The organism is Dokdonella sp. (assembly GCF_044227025.1).
GTDB lineage: Bacteria > Pseudomonadota > Gammaproteobacteria > Xanthomonadales > Rhodanobacteraceae > Dokdonella_A.
Genome location: NZ_JBGAFX010000005.1, coordinates 23,416 through 39,347, shown reverse-complemented (window position 1 = coordinate 39,347; position 15,932 = coordinate 23,416). Strand labels below are relative to the sequence as shown.

12 protein-coding genes are annotated in these 15,932 nt (G+C 66.6%); 4 read left to right on the top strand and 8 right to left on the bottom strand.

Annotation, left to right across the window (positions count from 1 at the left end):
- The first annotated feature begins 296 nt into the window (after positions 1 to 296).
- Positions 297 to 725, top strand: a complete 429-nt coding sequence (locus ACILRJ_RS12690) for a hypothetical protein (protein ID WP_395683564.1) — start codon at positions 297 to 299, stop codon at positions 723 to 725.
- A 7-nt stretch (positions 726 to 732) separates the two neighbouring features.
- On the opposite strand, the gene ACILRJ_RS12685 is transcribed toward ACILRJ_RS12690, so the two are convergent.
- The 7 genes from ACILRJ_RS12685 to ACILRJ_RS12655 all read right to left on the bottom strand — a co-directional run bounded on the left by ACILRJ_RS12685 (position 733) and on the right by ACILRJ_RS12655 (position 12,094).
- Positions 733 to 1,386, bottom strand: a complete 654-nt coding sequence (locus tag ACILRJ_RS12685) for a DsbA family oxidoreductase (protein WP_395683857.1) — start codon at positions 1,384 to 1,386, stop codon at positions 733 to 735.
- A gap of 47 nt (positions 1,387 to 1,433) precedes the next feature.
- Positions 1,434 to 3,080 (bottom strand): phosphoglucomutase (alpha-D-glucose-1,6-bisphosphate-dependent), encoded by a 1,647-nt coding sequence (pgm, locus tag ACILRJ_RS12680; RefSeq protein WP_395683563.1) that lies wholly within the window; start codon positions 3,078 to 3,080, stop codon positions 1,434 to 1,436.
- Positions 3,077 to 4,744, bottom strand: coding sequence for a glucose-6-phosphate isomerase (pgi, locus tag ACILRJ_RS12675; RefSeq protein WP_395683562.1), 1,668 nt, complete (start codon positions 4,742 to 4,744; stop codon positions 3,077 to 3,079). The genes pgm and pgi overlap by 4 nt, the downstream gene beginning before the upstream one ends.
- Positions 4,745 to 4,790: 46 nt before the next feature.
- Entirely contained in the window at positions 4,791 to 8,057 is a 3,267-nt protein-coding gene (locus ACILRJ_RS12670; protein WP_395683561.1) for a hypothetical protein, read from the bottom strand.
- Positions 8,058 to 8,066: 9 nt separating this feature from the next.
- The gene (locus ACILRJ_RS12665; RefSeq protein ID WP_395683560.1) at positions 8,067 to 9,476 is read right to left on the bottom strand and encodes an NAD(P)(+) transhydrogenase (Re/Si-specific) subunit beta; all 1,410 of its coding nucleotides are present in this window, start codon (positions 9,474 to 9,476) and stop codon (positions 8,067 to 8,069) included.
- 121 nt (positions 9,477 to 9,597) lie between these two features.
- Entirely contained in the window at positions 9,598 to 9,888 is a 291-nt protein-coding gene (locus tag ACILRJ_RS12660) for an NAD(P) transhydrogenase subunit alpha (protein WP_131994205.1), read from the bottom strand.
- 1,075 nt (positions 9,889 to 10,963) lie between these two features.
- Positions 10,964 to 12,094 (bottom strand): Re/Si-specific NAD(P)(+) transhydrogenase subunit alpha, encoded by a 1,131-nt coding sequence (locus tag ACILRJ_RS12655; RefSeq protein WP_395683559.1) that lies wholly within the window; start codon positions 12,092 to 12,094, stop codon positions 10,964 to 10,966.
- A gap of 135 nt (positions 12,095 to 12,229) precedes the next feature.
- On the opposite strand from ACILRJ_RS12655, the gene ACILRJ_RS12650 reads away from it, so the two are divergent.
- Positions 12,230 to 12,796, top strand: coding sequence for a nitroreductase (locus ACILRJ_RS12650; RefSeq protein ID WP_395683558.1), 567 nt, complete (start codon positions 12,230 to 12,232; stop codon positions 12,794 to 12,796).
- A complete protein-coding gene (locus ACILRJ_RS12645) occupies positions 12,793 to 13,692 on the top strand; it encodes a 5'-3' exonuclease H3TH domain-containing protein (RefSeq protein ID WP_395683557.1) in 900 nt (299 codons plus the stop codon). The genes ACILRJ_RS12650 and ACILRJ_RS12645 overlap by 4 nt, the downstream gene beginning before the upstream one ends.
- 142 nt (positions 13,693 to 13,834) lie before the next feature.
- Here ACILRJ_RS12645 and ACILRJ_RS12640 read toward each other — a convergent pair whose 3' ends face one another.
- Positions 13,835 to 15,304 carry a hypothetical protein gene (locus ACILRJ_RS12640; RefSeq protein WP_395683556.1) on the bottom strand — a complete coding sequence of 490 codons (1,470 nt, stop codon included), beginning with the start codon at positions 15,302 to 15,304 and terminating at the stop codon, positions 13,835 to 13,837.
- Positions 15,305 to 15,382: 78 nt separating this feature from the next.
- Here ACILRJ_RS12640 and ACILRJ_RS12635 point away from each other — a divergent pair, with 78 nt between their 5' ends.
- Positions 15,383 to 15,919, top strand: coding sequence for an NUDIX hydrolase (locus ACILRJ_RS12635; protein WP_395683555.1), 537 nt, complete (start codon positions 15,383 to 15,385; stop codon positions 15,917 to 15,919).
- Positions 15,920 to 15,932 lie beyond the last annotated feature (13 nt).

The following is a 15,932-nucleotide window of genomic DNA, read 5'->3' as shown; positions in this document are numbered from 1 at the left end:
CGTGCAATGGTGCGCCACCGATCGCGTCCGCCAATTCGGTACATGGCGATGGCGATGACTACGGCGGGACTCGTCGCGTTGCGGCTCGATCCGCCCCCAGGAGTGCCGCCCATCCAGATCGACGGAAACCGCGATGCGTTCTTCAGGTCGAAGCGCTTCCAGGGCGCGGGACGAAGAATATCCGCGCCTTCCGCCGCACAAACCGCTCGCCTCTTCCGAAACCGCAACCGCTGCCGGTAGCGTGGAGCGGTTATCATCGCGCCTCGCGCGTCGGCTCGACGCGAACGGAAGCCGCGATGTCGATCACGAACCACAACACGCGCCCGCGCAGGATCGGCATCGCCACCGCCGCGATGTGTGCACTCGCCGGCGGCGCGATCTGGTGCCTGCTCGCGCTGTACAGCCGTGGCGACCTCGCGTGGTTTGCGTTCGTCGTCGCCGCCGTCGTGGTCTGGACCCTGCGTGCGCACGGCTACGCCGGACGCTGGTCGGGTGCCGTCGTTGCCGTGACCTGCGTCGCGCTCGCCAGCGTCTACTCGCTCTATCTGCAGGCCGTGGCGCGCATGGCCTCGATGTTCGGCATGCCGATGCGCACGGTGCTGGTGCGCATGGATCCGTCGATGGCGCTCGATCTCGCACGCACCGATCTCGATACGGTGGGCATGGTCGTGCTCGCCGCCGCGGTCGTGCTTTCCGGCGCGCTCATGCTGCGCCGACGCGCCTGAGGTCGCTTCAGCTCGAGCGCGCGCCGCTGAGCTGGCGCAGCACCTGCTCGAACAGCTCGACCGGCTGGCCGCCGGACACCAGCTGGGTTTCGTTGAAGATCACCGCGGGCACCGCCTGGATGCCGCGCTCGGTGTAGTAGCGCTCCTGCGCGCGCACCTCTTCGGAATATTCTCCGGAGTCGAGCACCGCGCGCGCACGCTTCGCGTCGAGGCCAACCGAACCCGCGATGCGCGCGAGCACATCGTGCATGCCGACGTCTTCGCCTTCGCTGTGGTAGGCGCGCAGCAGGGCGTGCTTGAGCGCGCGCTGCAGGTCGGCACCCTCGATGCCGGCCCAATGCAGCAGGCGATGCGCGTCGAACGTGTTGTGGATGCGCCGGCGCTGGCCGAACACGAAACCGAGTGGCGCACCGCGCGCGCGGATCATTTCCCGGTTGCGCTCGAGTTGCTGCGGCGTCAGGCCGTACTTGCGCACGAGATGCTCCGTCGCATCCTCGCCGTCCGGCGCCATCTGCGGATTCAGCTCGAAGGGCTGGAAATGGATTTCGACATCCGCCCCGCTGGTGCGGATCGCCTGCTCCAGCGCATTCAGGCCGATCGCGCACCACGGGCAGGACACGTCGGACACGAAATCGATGCGGATCGGTGCGGGCATGGCGATGTTCCGGAATTGGCGACGCGTCAAACTGGGGGCAGCGGCGAGAACCTTCAAGCGGCGATCGTGCGATCGACGAGATCCTGCGCCTCGCGCAGGATCTCGTCGAGGTGATCGCGACTGCGAAAACTTTCGGCGTAGATCTTGTAGATGTCCTCGGTGCCGGACGGCCGTGCCGCGAACCAGCCGTTCGCGGCGACGACCTTGATGCCACCGATGGCCGCGCCATTGCCGGGAGCGCGATCGAGGACCTGCTCGATGCGCTCGCCCGCAAGCATGTCGGTGCGGATCCGCGCTGGCGACAGCTTCGACAGGCGCGCCTTCTGCTCGCGCGTCGCCGGCGCGTCGACGCGATTCGCATGCGACTCGCCGAACTCCTCGCAGAACTGCGCGTAGCGCTCACCCGGGTCGCGCCCACCGCGCGCCGTGATCTCGGCCGCAAGCAGGCACGGGGCGATGCCGTCCTTGTCTGTACTCCACGCGCCACCGTCACGGCGCAGGAACGAGGCGCCTGCGCTCTCCTCGCCGCCGAAGCCGAGCGAGCCGTCGCACAGCCCGTCGACGAACCATTTGAACCCGACCGGCACCTCGTGCACGCGCCGGCCGAGGCGCGCGGCGACGCGGTCGATCATCGCGCTGCTGACCACGGTCTTGCCGATCGCCGCGTCGGCGCGCCATTGCGTGCGCCCGGCGAACAGATAGTCGATCATGACCGCGAGATAGTGATTCGCCGGCATCAGGCCGACGCTGCGCGCGACGATGCCGTGGCGATCATGGTCGGTGTCGCAGGCGAACGCGACGTCATAGCGTTCGCGCAATGCAATCAGGCGCTGCATCGCGGGCGCCGACGACGGGTCCATGCGCACGCGCCCGTCCCAGTCGAGGCTCATGAACGAGAACGTCGGATCGACCTGCTCGCTGACGATGTCGAGCGCGAGGTTCCAGCGCTCCGCGATGCGGGGCCAGTAGGCGACCCCGGCGCCGCCGAGCGGGTCGACCGCGAGGCGCAGATCCGCGCCGCGAATCGCGTCGAAATCGATCAGTGCACCGAGATCGTCGACGTAGCGGCCGAGGAAATCGAACTCGCGCGTCGTCGATGCCGCGAGCGCTTCACGCAGGCCGATCCGTCGCACCTCGCCGAGACCATGCTCGAGCAGCTCGTTCGCACGTTGCTGGATCGCGCCGGTGATCGCGGTGTCGGCCGGACCGCCGTTCGGCGGGTTGTACTTGAAGCCGCCATCCTCGGGCGGATTGTGCGACGGCGTGACCACGATGCCGTCGGCGAACCCGTGCGTGCGGCCGCGGTTCCAGCCGAGGATCGCGTGCGACAGCGCCGGCGTCGGCGTGTATTCCCCGCCCGCGGCGATGCGCGCCTCGACGCCGTTCGCGGCCAGCACTTCGAGTGCGCTGTCCATCGCCGGCTTCGACAGTGCGTGCGTGTCGATGCCGAGGAACAGCGGACCGTCGATGCCGGCCGCGGCGCGGTGTTCGCAGATCGCCTGCGTGATCGCCAGCACGTGCGCGGCATTGAAGCTGCGCGCCAGCGACGAACCGCGATGGCCGGACGTGCCGAACGACACGCGCTGCGCCGGATCGGACGGATCGGGCGCTTGCTCGTGATAGGCCGCGACCAGGCGATCGATGTCGACCGGCGGAATCGAGGTCGCCGGCTTTCCCGCGAGTGGACTCGCACCGCTCATGGCGCGCTCCCGCGCAGCTTGCGGTAGCGACGGATCAGCGCATTGGTCGAACTGTCGTGAGCGAGGCGTGGCATCTTCGTCGCCGCAAGCTCGGCGCCGATGCGCTTCGCGAGCACCTTGCCCAGTTCGACGCCCCACTGGTCGAACGAATCGATGTCCCAGACCACGCCCTGCACGAACACGCTGTGCTCATACATCGCAACGAGGGCACCAAGCGTGCGCGGGTCGAGCCGCGCCGCGAGGATCGTGGTGCTCGGGCGATTGCCTTCGAAGGCCTTGTGCGGAACCAGCGCGGCCGGCACGCCTTCCGCGCGCAGTTCCGCCGCGGTCTTGCCGAACGCGAGCGCCTCGCCCTGCGCGAACAGATTGGCCATGAGCAGGTCGTGCTGGTCACCGACGGGATTCACGGTTTCGCAGAAGCCGATGAAATCGCAGGCGATCATGCGCGTGCCCTGGTGGATCAGCTGGTAGAACGAATGCTGCCCGTTCGTACCCGGCTCGCCCCAGACGATCGGGCTGGTGTCGACGCCGATGCGCTTGCCGGAGCGTGTGACATGCTTGCCGTTGCTCTCCATCACGAGTTGTTGCAGGTAGGCAGGAAAGCGCTTGAGGTACTGCTCGTACGGCAGGACCGCGACACTCTCGACGCCGAGGAAGTTCGTGTTCCAGATGCCGAGCAATGCGTGCAGCACCGGCAGGTTGCGCTCGAACGGGGCTTTACGGAAATGCTCGTCCATCGCGCGAAAGCCGGCGAGCAGGTCGCGGAAATTGTCCGCCCCGATGGCCAGCATCGTCGACAGGCCGATCGCCGAATCCATCGAATAGCGGCCGCCGACCCAGTCCCAGAAACCGAACATGTTGGCGGTGTCGATGCCGAACTTCGCGACCTCGGCCGCGTTCGTCGACACGGCGACGAAGTGCTTCGCCACCGCCGACTCGTCCCGCAGCGCGGCGCGACACCATCGCCGCGCCGCGTGCGCGTTGGCGAGCGTCTCCTGCGTCGTGAACGTCTTGGAGCAGACCACGAACAGCGTGCGCGCCGGATCCAGATCGCGCGTCGCCTCGGCGAAATCGGTGCCGTCGACATTGGAGACGAAGCGCACGTCGAGCGAACGGTCCGCGTACGCGCGCAGCGCCTCGTACGCCATCACCGGCCCGAGGTCGGAGCCGCCGATGCCGATGTTGACGACGTGCCGGATGCGATCGCCGCGATGGCCCTTCCAGCCGCCGGCGCGCACGCGTTCGCAGAACGCGGCCATGCGATCGAGCACCGCATGCACGTCGGCGACGACGTTGCGCCCGTCGACCACGATGCGCTCGCGCCTCGACGCGCGCAACGCGACGTGCAGCACCGCGCGGTCCTCGGTCGGGTTGATGCGTTCACCGCGGAACATCGCCTCGGTGCGCTCGCGCACGCCGCAGGCGTCGGCGAGGCGCAGCAGCAGCTTGATCGTCTGCGCATCGATGCGCTGCTTGGCGAAGTCGAGGTACAGGCCCGCCGCGTCGAGCGCGAAGCGCCCGCCTCGATCCGAGTCGGCGGCAAACAGTTCGCGCAGGTGGCGCTTGCGCATCACCGTCGCATGGCGCTGCAGCGCCTTCCATTCGACGCGGCCAGTGAGGCCGCGAACGCCGGGTGTGCTTCGTGTGCCCCTGGTGGCCTTCATCGGCAGGTCCTTGCGGTTCGCATTGGCATCGATCGTGTGCTGTCGCCTACAGGCACATCGTGCACGGGTCATGCACGCCCGGTTCGATCAAGCGCGCCGCCGTAATGATGATCTCGGTACTGCCGATCGCAAGGCCCGCGCGGACGGCGGGATCGACCGGTACGACGGAAGCGTTTTTCCCCGGCGTGGTCGCGTCGGTGGATTCGAGACATTCGCGCGTCGCCACGAGTGGATAGGCCGGCAGTTCGACGGGCGGTGGCAGGTGCCGCGCCGCTTCGAACGCCGTGCGCCAGTAGTCCGCGAGCAAAGTCACCGGGCTCCAGAACGAGTGCATGCTGCCCGAACCGCCGTCTTCGCGTTCGATGCGTGCCGGTACCCGTGCCGGTCGGCTGCTCATCAGTCGCAGCGCCCAGCCATCGCGCTCGGCGGCATCGACGCTGATGCGGGGTGCCGCTGGCGGACCGTCCATGTGACCCCCGTAGAGCGACGGGAACGCGCTGCGTCGGGTGAAGTCATGGAGCTGGCCGAGCGTGTCCGCATCGCCAGGATCCTTTTCGAACCGGACCTTCGCTGCTGCGTAGGCTGCGTTCGTATCGGCGACCCTCTGCGCGGGGGTGAAGCATGCCCGTTCAAGGTCGGCCGACGAAGAGAGCGTGCAGTCGGCATCGAGTTCGTCGATCACCGTCGGCAACATGGAGGCAATGGCCGGCGACGATGGCGTCGTATCGTGGAGTGCTCGGCGCAACACGGAGAGTTCTTCCGGCGTCAGCGACAGGTAGCCTCTCAGGCAGCCGAGCGCGCCACCGCTCGGGTCCGCGCTGGCAGCGGCCGCCATTCGCCGCAGCAAGGCAGTGACCTGCGCGTGATCGCCGCGTTTGCGCGCGGGATCCAGCATCCAGTTTTCAATGCAATCGCCAGGTTGCTGCATGGCGAGGGCAACAGCAAATCCTGCGTTCGCGCGTGACGTCACGCCGAGTTGCGCATAGCGATTCGCCCGCTCGGCCAGCGCGTGCGCCTGCGTGCCCTCGTGCCAGCGCATCGCCGCGCCGGCATCTCCGGCAGCCGCAGCAGCGTCGGCAAGAATGGCATCGAGCACGCCACGCCACGGAAAATAGAGCCTCTCGGCACGCGCGATCGCCGCCAGTCGTCCAGCGCGGACCGTATCGCCTGCACCTGACGCAGCCAACGCGGCGCTCGCGAATCGCATCCCGCGATCAGGCCCTCCGTCGCGCAGGATTGCGTCGGCGGCGGCTATTCCGACCATTTGCCCGAACAGGCGCGCGGCTTCGGGTGTGCCGTTGTAGCCGGGCAGAACCTGCAACAGGAGCTTCGACGCACGCTCGGCTTCGCCCGCAGCAGCAAGCGATCGTGCGATGGCGACGGCAGGATGCGATTCGCCGCCGATTGCCAGAGCCGCCGCGTCCTCGGCTTGCCAAAGCGGATAGCGGTCTGCCAGGAGGCGTGCGTCGTCGTTCCTGCCGGCGTCCGCATACAACACCATCAGCAATCGCGCCGCCCCATCGGTATCCGCGCCGGAATAGCGGCTGGCGAAGCGTTCACGGCAACCGTCGATACCGACCGCGCGGCAGGTGGCGCCGATTGCCGCGAGTTCCTCGAGCAGCAAGTGTTCCGCATCGGCGGATCGCCCGGCCTCTCGCAGCAGCCGAACGGCGGCTTCGAGTGCGCTGTTGCGCGTGAAGTCGCCGTGATATCCGTCCTTGCCATAGGCCGCAGCGCGCGTTTCGGCGAGGATCTGCTCGATCGCGACCAGCCCTTGCCGCGACCACTCCCGTCGTTCCTCCAGCACGCCGAGTTCGGACAGTTGCTCCGCGGCTTCGGCGCGCGCCAGTCGCGGGTCGTCGTGGAATGATTCGGACCGCTCCCCGGCCACGGGCAATCCAAGGCGTTGCTGCAATCGCTGCGCCGTCGCGACAACATCGTTGCCCGTTGTGGGTTCCCATACGATCGAGCGACTCAGCAACATGCGTGATTCTTCGAGATCCGGCGTAGTCGAAGGCGCGCGGGCAAGCAAGTCGTAGGCCTGGGCGGCGAGGCGCTGGTCGGTCGCGTATGCGAAAGCATTGAGGCTGGACCAATACGGTGACGACGGGTTTCGCGTGAGCAGGAATCGCGCGAAATCCAGTGCACGTTGGCCGCTGCCCGCGTCGATCATGTGCTGCAGGTCTTGCGCAAGGCTGAAGACGACAAAGGAGCTGTCGGACGCTTCGAGCAACAAGCGTTCGGCATGCTCGTCCTCTCCAGCCTCGATCAGCGGCCGCAGCAGGCGACCGCGCACGAAGCGCGGCGCGAGTTTCAGCGCCTGGTCGAAATCCGGCGGCATTTGCGAACAGGCGCGCCCGCGACAATCCGCAAGCGCCGCCATCGCGTAGAAGAATTCGAGCGCGCGTGCGCCGCCGACGAGTCCCCACTGGACACGAGCCAGCCGGTCCGGCCGCTCTTTTGCCAGGTCTTGCGCGAGCGTCAGCACGCTTTCGGACGGATCGAACCCCAGTGCGACGCGTCGCTCGAACAGCGCGTTCGCAAGAAATGACCTGACACGCGCTTGATCCACATCGACAAGCAGGGAGTCGACATAGGTGCAGCACTCGGCGTCGGGCTTCACCGTGTCGAGCTGCCGCGTGGCCTCGGCGATCGGGTCGTAGGTCCCGGCTTCGCGCAGCAGCCGCTCGCGCCATTCGGCGATGATCGGCCCGGACTGCTCGCGTCGCTCCTTCGATGCGACTTTCGCAACGGCACCCAGCATGCCCAACGCCTTTCCCTGGCCGACGGTATCGTTCAGCAGTGCGTCGAACATGAGACCCAGTGCCATCGCCGACATTCTTTCGTCGTTGGTGCGCCCATCCCGCGGCGATCGCTTCGCGATCCGCTTCGCGGTGTCGCGCATCGCAGGCCAATGCGCCGGCTCGGGCAATACCGCAACGAGGCTCAATACGCTCAATCGAGCGCCGGTACGCCGATCCTCGACCGCCTGCGTACCCTGGGCCGGCAGCGCGTGATAGGCGGCGTACAGCGCAAACCATTCCTTCTCCGCATCGGCGCCGATGCGTCCTTCGCTCGCATAGAGGTCGATGCGCCGCATCACCTCGCGAGCAGGTTCTTGATCCAACGCAGCAGTCGCGTCCGGCGCGCATCCCGGCAACGACGGCTGCGGAGGCTTGCGTTGCGGAAACCCGCCGAATGCTTCAAGCGCTCGCGCCGCACCGAGCAGCGGCGCACCGGGCAGCCGCGCGGGTTGCTGCACGCAGCCACACATACCCGCAGCGACGAAGACGAACGCGAAACGATTCAGCATCGCCCGGACTCAGTGACCGCCACCACCCTCGACCGCCTTCAGCTCGGTGATCAGCTGGTTCGCCGCTTCCTTGCCGTCGGCGTAGAGCATGCGCGTATTGTCGGCGTAGAACAGTGCGTTCTCGATGCCGGCGAAGCCGGTGCCCTTGCCGCGCTTGATCACGATCGTCTGGCGAGACTCGACCACGTCGAGGATCGGCATGCCGAAGATCGGCGAGGACTTGTCGGTCTTCGCGGCCGGGTTCACCACGTCGTTCGCGCCGATCACGATTGCGACGTCGCAGGTCTTGAACTCGGGATTGATGTCGTCCATGTCGGCGATCAGGTCGTACGGCACGCCGGCCTCGGCGAGCAGCACGTTCATGTGGCCGGGCATGCGGCCCGCGACCGGATGGATCGCGAATTTCACGTCCTTGCCGGCCTTGATCAGCGCCTGCGACAGTTCCCAGATCTTGTGCTGTGCCTGGGCGACGGCCATGCCGTAACCGGGCACGATGATGACCTTCTCGGCCATGTACAGCAGCGATGCGGCGTCGCTCGCCTCGATCGCCTTCTGCGATCCGGCGATCGCTTCGCCGCTGCCGCCTCCGCCGAAGTTCGAGAACAGCACGCCGCTGATCGGCCGGTTCATCGCCTTCGCCATCAACTGCGTGAGGAAGGTACCGGCGGCACCGACCACCATGCCGGCGACGATCAGCGCCTCGATGCCCATCGCATAGCCTTCGAACGCGACGGCGAGGCCGGTGAATGCGTTGTACAGCGAGATCACGACCGGCATGTCGGCGCCGCCGATCGGCAGCGTCATCAATACGCCGAATGCGAGGGAGAGCAGGAAGAACACGACGACAAGGCTCGCATCAACCTTCCACGCGACCAGCGCAAGTCCCGCGAGCACCGCGGCGGCGAGCACCGCGAAGTTCACGACCTGCTGTCCGCCGAACGTGAAGCGCCGGTCCATGCGCCCGTCGAGCTTGGCCCAGGCGATGATCGAGCCGGTCATCGAGATCGAACCGATCAGCGCGCCTATGATCGCGAGCGTGAGCATCGCCAGCGGCGGCGTGGCCGCGCCGGGCTGCGTGAATTTGAGCAATTCGCCGGCACCGATCGCCGCCGCGGAACCGCCGCCCATGCCGTTGAACAGCGCGACCATCTGCGGCATGTCGGTCATCGCGACCTTCTTGCCCCAGAGCCACGTCGGGATCACGCCAAGCGCGATCGCCGCGATGATCAGCCCGAGGTTGTGGCCGCGCGTGATCGCGAACGTCGCGAGCGTGGCGATGACCATGCCGATGCCGGCCTGCACGATGCCCTTGCGCGCGGTGACCGGCGAGGACATGCGCTTGATGCCGAGGATGAACAGCGCCGCGGCGAGCAGGTAGGACGCCTTGGCGAAATAGACCAGCAGTGTCTGTGTGTCCATCAATGCTTCCCGGACGTGCGTCGGAACAGGGATCGGAATATGGGAGCGGCGGAAGCCGCGATGCCTCTTCTTCTTGCGGAGCCCCGCATCGCGGCTTCCGCCGCTCCCACAAAGAGCGATATCACTTCTTGTCCTTGCTCGACTTGAACATCTCGAGCATGCGCTCGGTCACGACGTAGCCGCCGGCCGCATTGCCCGCACCGAGCACGACACCGATGAAGCCGATCGCGATCGCGAGTGGAGACTCGGCGTGCGCCAGCGCGATCATCGCGCCGACCAGCACGATGCCGTGCACGAAGTTCGAACCCGACATAAGCGGCGTGTGCAGGATCACCGGCACGCGACCGATGATTTCCTTGCCGGTGAATGCGGCGAGCATGAAGATGTACAGCGCAAGAAATCCATCGATCATCGTCGACTCCATCAGCGACAAAAAGCCTGAAAAACGAAGCACGTAGAGCGCACGCGGCCGACCACGAAAATCCGCAAACCCGGATTATGAACCGGCTCCACTTTTTCGATTACCACTCGAAACCGTACCTGAAAATCACGTCTGCACCACAATGCAACGACCCGGTACCGCAGCTGCAGGATCGTTTGTCGGTATGCCGACTAAAGGCATTTCGATGATGTCTTTGATACCGTCGCGGTCCGAGTAGCGGAAGTCCCTTCGAACCGTGCGCAATGGCTGAGCATGACTCCCTCCCCAATTTTTCGTCGCTGAAAAGCGGCGAATGGCAGCGCAAAGCTGGCTGCGCTATACATCGCCCGGCTATGCCGTGTCCCCAAACCTCAACCTCGATCCCGCAGCAGCCACCAGCAAGAACGCGAGTGCCGCCATGCCAAAACCACTGGATGTCGGCAATGGCTTGGGATCACTACCCACTGGGGCGGCAATCGTAAGCGGCAATACACCTAATGCTATATGTACGAATCCAAACCCATCGTAGTACCGCCAGTCCACACTCACCATGTAAGAACCCGGTGGAAAGGCACCGATATTGACTCCCTCAATTCGCGATCCACCCACGCACCACTCCGGGTCAGTTATATGTTCTCCCGAAAGTTGTACCGCGACCTTATCGTCGACAAGCGTAACGATGGGAACCTCAAAGGGATGCTGTAGAAGGTCACACGGTCCCGAATGGACATTGAAGACAATCGACTCCCCTGCGGTCGGATGTTCGGGGGTCAGGAAAGGATTCTCTGGATAGGCCATAGCTGGGCCGCAGGCCAGCGCTGCAATCAGGGTCAGCAGCCTCGCGACTCGATGCGTTGACGTGCGGACTTCCTCCAAAAGTATCTCCGTGGAGACTAGCCCAGAACGACAATGACAGTCCACGTTCCGTGCTTGACACCGCAATGGCTTGAGGCGAGTTCGAATCGGATTGCGCGAGCGCCGGAGCGCGGGCAGGGCGGCGATGAAATCCGACGATCGCGAGCGGCCCCTGATTTCGGATTTGGCTGCAACCTTGGGTACTAAGTTGCTAGGTGCCATCAACCAACGCTCTCGTCGGCCCATGCTTGATTTCACCGGCGTGTGTGACGCAGGTCTTCGCGATCAGCTCGTCGTCCCAGTCCAGGGCCAGCACGCCGTCCTTGAGCGAGAGCTCGAGGAAGTTGTACAGGTTGCGCGCATACATCTCGCTCGCATGCACGGGCGCGCTAGCAGGCAGGTTGACCGTGCCGATGATGCTGACGCCGTTCGCGCTGACGACGGTGCGGCCGGCTTCGGTACCTTCCACGTTGCCACCCGTTTCGGCGGCGATGTCGACGATGACCGCGCCGGACTTCATGCCGGCGACCATCGACGCCGAAATGATGCGCGGCGCCTTTCGACCCGGCACCGCCGCCGTGGTCACGACCACGTCGAACGCCTTGAGCTGCTCGGCCAGCGCGCGCTGCTGCTGCTCGCGCTCCTCCGCGGTGAGTTCGCGCGCGTAGCCGCCGCTGCCGGCGGCACTGACGCCGAGGTCGAGGAACTTCGCGCCGAGCGATTCGATCTGTTCCTTCGTTTCGGGCCGCACATCGAAGCCCTCCACCTGTGCGCCGAGGCGGCGCGCGGTGGCTATCGCCTGCAGGCCGGCGACGCCGGCGCCGACGATCAGCACCTTGCTCGGCCGGATCGTGCCGGCCGCGGTGGTCAGCATCGGGAAGAACTTCGGTGCGGCCTCGGCCGCGATCAGCACTGCCTTGTAGCCGGCGACCGCGGCCTGCGAGGACAGCACGTCCATCGCCTGCGCGCGCGTCGTGCGCGGCAGCAGTTCCATCGCGAATGCGGTGATCCTGTGATCGCGCAACGCCTTGGTGCGCTCCGGGGCCAGATGCGGCTGCAGGTGCGCGATGACGACCGCGCCTTCCTTCATTGCGGCGATCTCCTCGAGCGACGGCGGCTGCACCTTGAGCAGCACGTCGGCGCGCGCGAGCGCCGCGGCGGCGCTGCCGAGCACTTCGACCCCGGCATAGGCGGCGTCGGCGAAGTACGCGCTCTGCCCGGCGCCCTGCTCGATCACGAGATCGGCGCCGCGCGCCTTGAGCTTCTTCGCGACCTCGGGGGTCAGCGCGACGCGGCGCTCGCCCGGAACGGTCTCGCGCACCGCGATTACGGTTGTCGCCATGCCATCTCACCCTTCCGATCGGAACGGCGATCCTAGCCCAGATCGCGCGAGGCTGGCGAGCCGGTGGCCCGCCATCCGCACGATCGAAGCCCATGCCGGCTATCCTTCGCATTCCCCCGCCGTGAAGACGCCTCCTTGGAACCGCTCGATTTCCTCAACCAGCGCCGCTCGGTGCCGTCGCGCCAGCTTGGCGAACCCGGGCCGAATCCCGCGCAGCTCGAACTACTGCTGCAAGCCGCGATCCGCGTGCCCGACCACGGCAAGCTCGTGCCATGGCGCCTGCTCGCGATCCGTGGCGACGCGCGCGCGCGGCTCGGGCGCGCGATCGTCGAAATCCACGCGCGCAAGGAACCCGATGTCGCGCCGGCCGCACTCGACAAGGATCGCGAACGTTTCAACCACGCGCCGCTGATCCTCGCGGTGATCGCGCGCATCGAGCAGGACCACCCGAAGATCCCGCCGCAGGAACAGCTCCTGTCCGCGGGCTGTGTCGCCTACAACCTCCTGCTCGGCGCGCAGGCGCTCGGCTTCGGCGCGCAATGGCTGACCGGCTGGGCTGCCTACGACGACGAGGTCGCGCGCGTGCTCGGCCTCGCCGCGAACGAACGCGTCATCGGCTTCATGCACATCGGCAGCGCGAAGGAAACCGCGCCCGAACGCACGCGCCCGATGCTCGCCGACGTATTTTCGGAGTGGGCGTGAGCGCTACCGTCCACCTCGTCGATGGCAGCCTGTACGTTTGCCGCGCCTGGTTCGCGCAGGTGCCGGATGCACACGACGCCGACGGCGAACCGGTGCACGCGGTGCATGGCTTCACGCGCTTCCTGCTGGACCTGCTCGAACGCGCGAAGCCGACGCACGTCGCGGTCGCGTTCGACGAATCGCTGAACACCTCGTTCCGCAACACGCTCTACCCGGCGTACAAGGCGAACCGGCCGGCGGCGCCGCCCGATCTGCTGCGCCAGTTCGCCGGCTGCAAGGACGTCGCACGCGCGCTCGGCATGACCGTTCTCGTCGACGACCAGTACGAAGCCGACGATCTCATCGGCAGCGCGCATACCACCATGCGTACCCATGGTTTCCGCAGCGTGATCATTTCGGCCGACAAGGATTTCGGCCAGTTGATCGGCGCAGCGGACGAACAGTGGGATCCGCCGCGCAACCAGCGCTGGGACGGTGCCGGGGTCAAGTCGCGCCTCGGCGTGCATCCGCACCAGGTCGCGGACTATCTCGCATTGACAGGCGATGCGGTCGACAACATCCCGGGCGTGCCGGGGATCGGCCCGAAGACCGCGGCGATCCTGCTGCACCACTACGGCACGCTCGATGCGCTGCTCGAACGCGCCGACGAAGTCGCGTTCCTGCGCACGCGCGGCGCGGCAGCCGCGGCGATGCGCCTGCGCGAACACGCCGCGCTCGCGCGCCTGTCACGCACATTGACCGGGATCGCGCTGGATGCCCCGGTGCCAGCCGATGCGGACGCCTACCGCCAGCGCCCGTTCGATCCGGCGATCGGCGACCTGTTCGAGCGCTTGCGCCTCGGGCCGCTCACGCGGGCGCGCGTGCGTGCGATCTCGACAGGTGCCTCAACGCAGTGATTGCGCGGCATCGGCGCGCGCGGGTGCGCCCTGCAGTTTCACGCTCGGCCATCCAGGGCCCGCACGGGATGGGTCGATTGCGTGATCTGGATCCCGTGTCATCGGCCATCCATGGCCCGCACGGGATGAGTCCATCCGGGAATCAGTTGCCGGTGACGGACTGGGAGCCGCCGTCGACATTGGAGAACACGCCGCTGCCGGGCTTCGAGTCGCTGATGACAGCCGGCGGTTTGCCTGGCGCGCGCGCAGCCTTGAATGCGCCCGAGCCCCAGGCGAAGCGAAGGTCGCTCTTGAACACGTTTGGCGCCGCCAGCTTGTGCTCGTCCTTCGGCGCACCGTAACCGTCGTAGGCGTTTCGCTGGCTGTTCGAGACGAAGTACAGCGCGTCGCCGGCAACGGTACCGTAGGTCGGCAATTCGAACGCCGCGTTGCCCGCATCAAGCGGCATCGCGCCGGTCACGCTGCGTCCGTCGGTATCGAGCGCGATGCGCATGACGCGATGTGGCGTCATGCCGTTCTGGATCGCGACGAGGTTGTGGTCGTACCAGTACAAACCGTCAATGCCGCCCAACGTGATGCGCTCCGGATCGTACAGCAGGTCGAATGCCTTGCCCGCGACGAGGTCGACGCCGAACACGCCGAGGGCGTAATCGGCGAAATAGAGGGTCTTCGCGTCACCGCTGAGCGCCATGCCGCGCAGGCTCGTCAGGCGCGGATTCACCACCATCGGCTTCAGCGCACCTCCATCGAGCCGGTAAATCACATTGCGCAGGCCGTCGGCGGCGAACACGAGACCCTTGCCGCCGGCCGCGATGCTCGACAACGTGCTCGGTTGATCGGAAGCGGGCACGATGTACTTGGCGAGGAATTTTCCGTCGGACAGGCGGAACTTGAACACGCCGGCCTTGCCGTAGTTGTCCTTGTCGAAACCCTTGAAGTAGAGCGAGGCGGTACTGGCGACGTACAGCGCGTCGTCATCGGCGTCGACTGCCATCGCGTAGACGCTCCACAACCCGTTGTCCTTGTCGGGCGCGATGAAGCTGGAGAGCTTGCCGTCCGCGTCCGCGCGCATGACCGTGCCGTCGCGCACGCTGCCGACGAGCAGCTGCTTGCGCAGTGGATCCCATGCGAGCGCCTCGTAGAGGTGGTCGCCAGCGGGCAGCGAGAACGCGATCTTGCCTTCACCAAACGGCTTCAGGTTCGCCTTGAGATTGTCGACGACATAGGTCCAGACCCTCGTGTCGGCGACCTTGTCGAAGCTGTGGTTGCCACCGAGTTCGTAGCCGTAGCCGACCCGCTGCATGGCGAGCAGGAGGTCGTAGGTCTTGGTCTTCTCGCCTTGCGCCGCATAGGCTCCCGCGAGCGCGAGCTTGAGGTCGCCGATGTTCGGCTGCAGTGCGACGAGGCGCTCAAGCGTCCAGGTCAGCCGCTCGGCATCGCCAGCTTCCTTGTACATTGCCGCTGCACGCAGCAGGGCGCTCGGAACCAGCATCTGGTCGATCTGCGCCTTCGACAGCTTCGAAGGGTCGACTCCGCCTCCCGCTGGCGCCGCGGTCGCCGCGGTGGTCGCGAGCGCGAGCGCGAAAGTGCATAGAATGCGGCGGATCGACATCGAAAATACCTCGCTGGCGGGAAATCGGCCCGATGTGGACCGCCAAGCCGCTGAAAAAGTTCAGGAAAGCCGCTAACAATGACTGAAACCGAGACCCTTTGCAACGGCAAGTGGCTGCGCCTCAAGCGCCGCGGCCGCTGGGAGTATGCCGAGCGCACCAATCCGGGCGGCGGCGTCATGATCATCGCGGTGACGCCGGAAGACCGCATCCTGTTCGTCGAGCAGTACCGGCCGGCGATCGAGTGCATGACGATCGAGATGCCGGCCGGCCTGGTCGGCGACGTCGCCAGCAGCGCCGACGAGAGCGCGGTCGACGCCGCGCATCGCGAGCTGGTCGAGGAAACCGGTTATCGCGCGGCCGCGATCGACTTCCTGATGTCCGGGCCGACCTCGGCCGGCATGAGCAACGAGATCCTCGCGTTCGTGCGCGCACGCGGGCTCGAACGCGTGGAGGAAGGCGGCGGCGACGAGACCGAGGACATCACCCTGCACGAAGTGCCGCGCAGCGAGGCCGCCGCCTGGCTGGTCGAGAAGATCCATGCCGGCTACTCGATCGACCCGAAGATGTTCGCCGGCCTGTTCATGCTCGAGAACGCGGCGCTGTTCGCGCGCTGATCGAGGGCGCGCA

Coding starts and splice junctions, on each gene's coding strand:
- ACILRJ_RS12690 (WP_395683564.1), top strand. CDS start 297: ATGTCGATCACGAACCACAACACGCGCCCGCGCAGGATCGGCATCGCC.
- pgm (WP_395683563.1), bottom strand. CDS start 3,080: ATGAGCGGTGCGAGTCCACTCGCGGGAAAGCCGGCGACCTCGATTCCG.
- pgi (WP_395683562.1), bottom strand. CDS start 4,744: ATGAAGGCCACCAGGGGCACACGAAGCACACCCGGCGTTCGCGGCCTC.
- ACILRJ_RS12670 (WP_395683561.1), bottom strand. CDS start 8,057: ATGCTGAATCGTTTCGCGTTCGTCTTCGTCGCTGCGGGTATGTGTGGC.
- ACILRJ_RS12665 (WP_395683560.1), bottom strand. CDS start 9,476: ATGGACACACAGACACTGCTGGTCTATTTCGCCAAGGCGTCCTACCTG.
- ACILRJ_RS12660 (WP_131994205.1), bottom strand. CDS start 9,888: ATGATCGATGGATTTCTTGCGCTGTACATCTTCATGCTCGCCGCATTC.
- ACILRJ_RS12655 (WP_395683559.1), bottom strand. CDS start 12,094: ATGGCGACAACCGTAATCGCGGTGCGCGAGACCGTTCCGGGCGAGCGC.
- ACILRJ_RS12640 (WP_395683556.1), bottom strand. CDS start 15,304: ATGTCGATCCGCCGCATTCTATGCACTTTCGCGCTCGCGCTCGCGACC.
- ACILRJ_RS12635 (WP_395683555.1), top strand. CDS start 15,383: ATGACTGAAACCGAGACCCTTTGCAACGGCAAGTGGCTGCGCCTCAAG.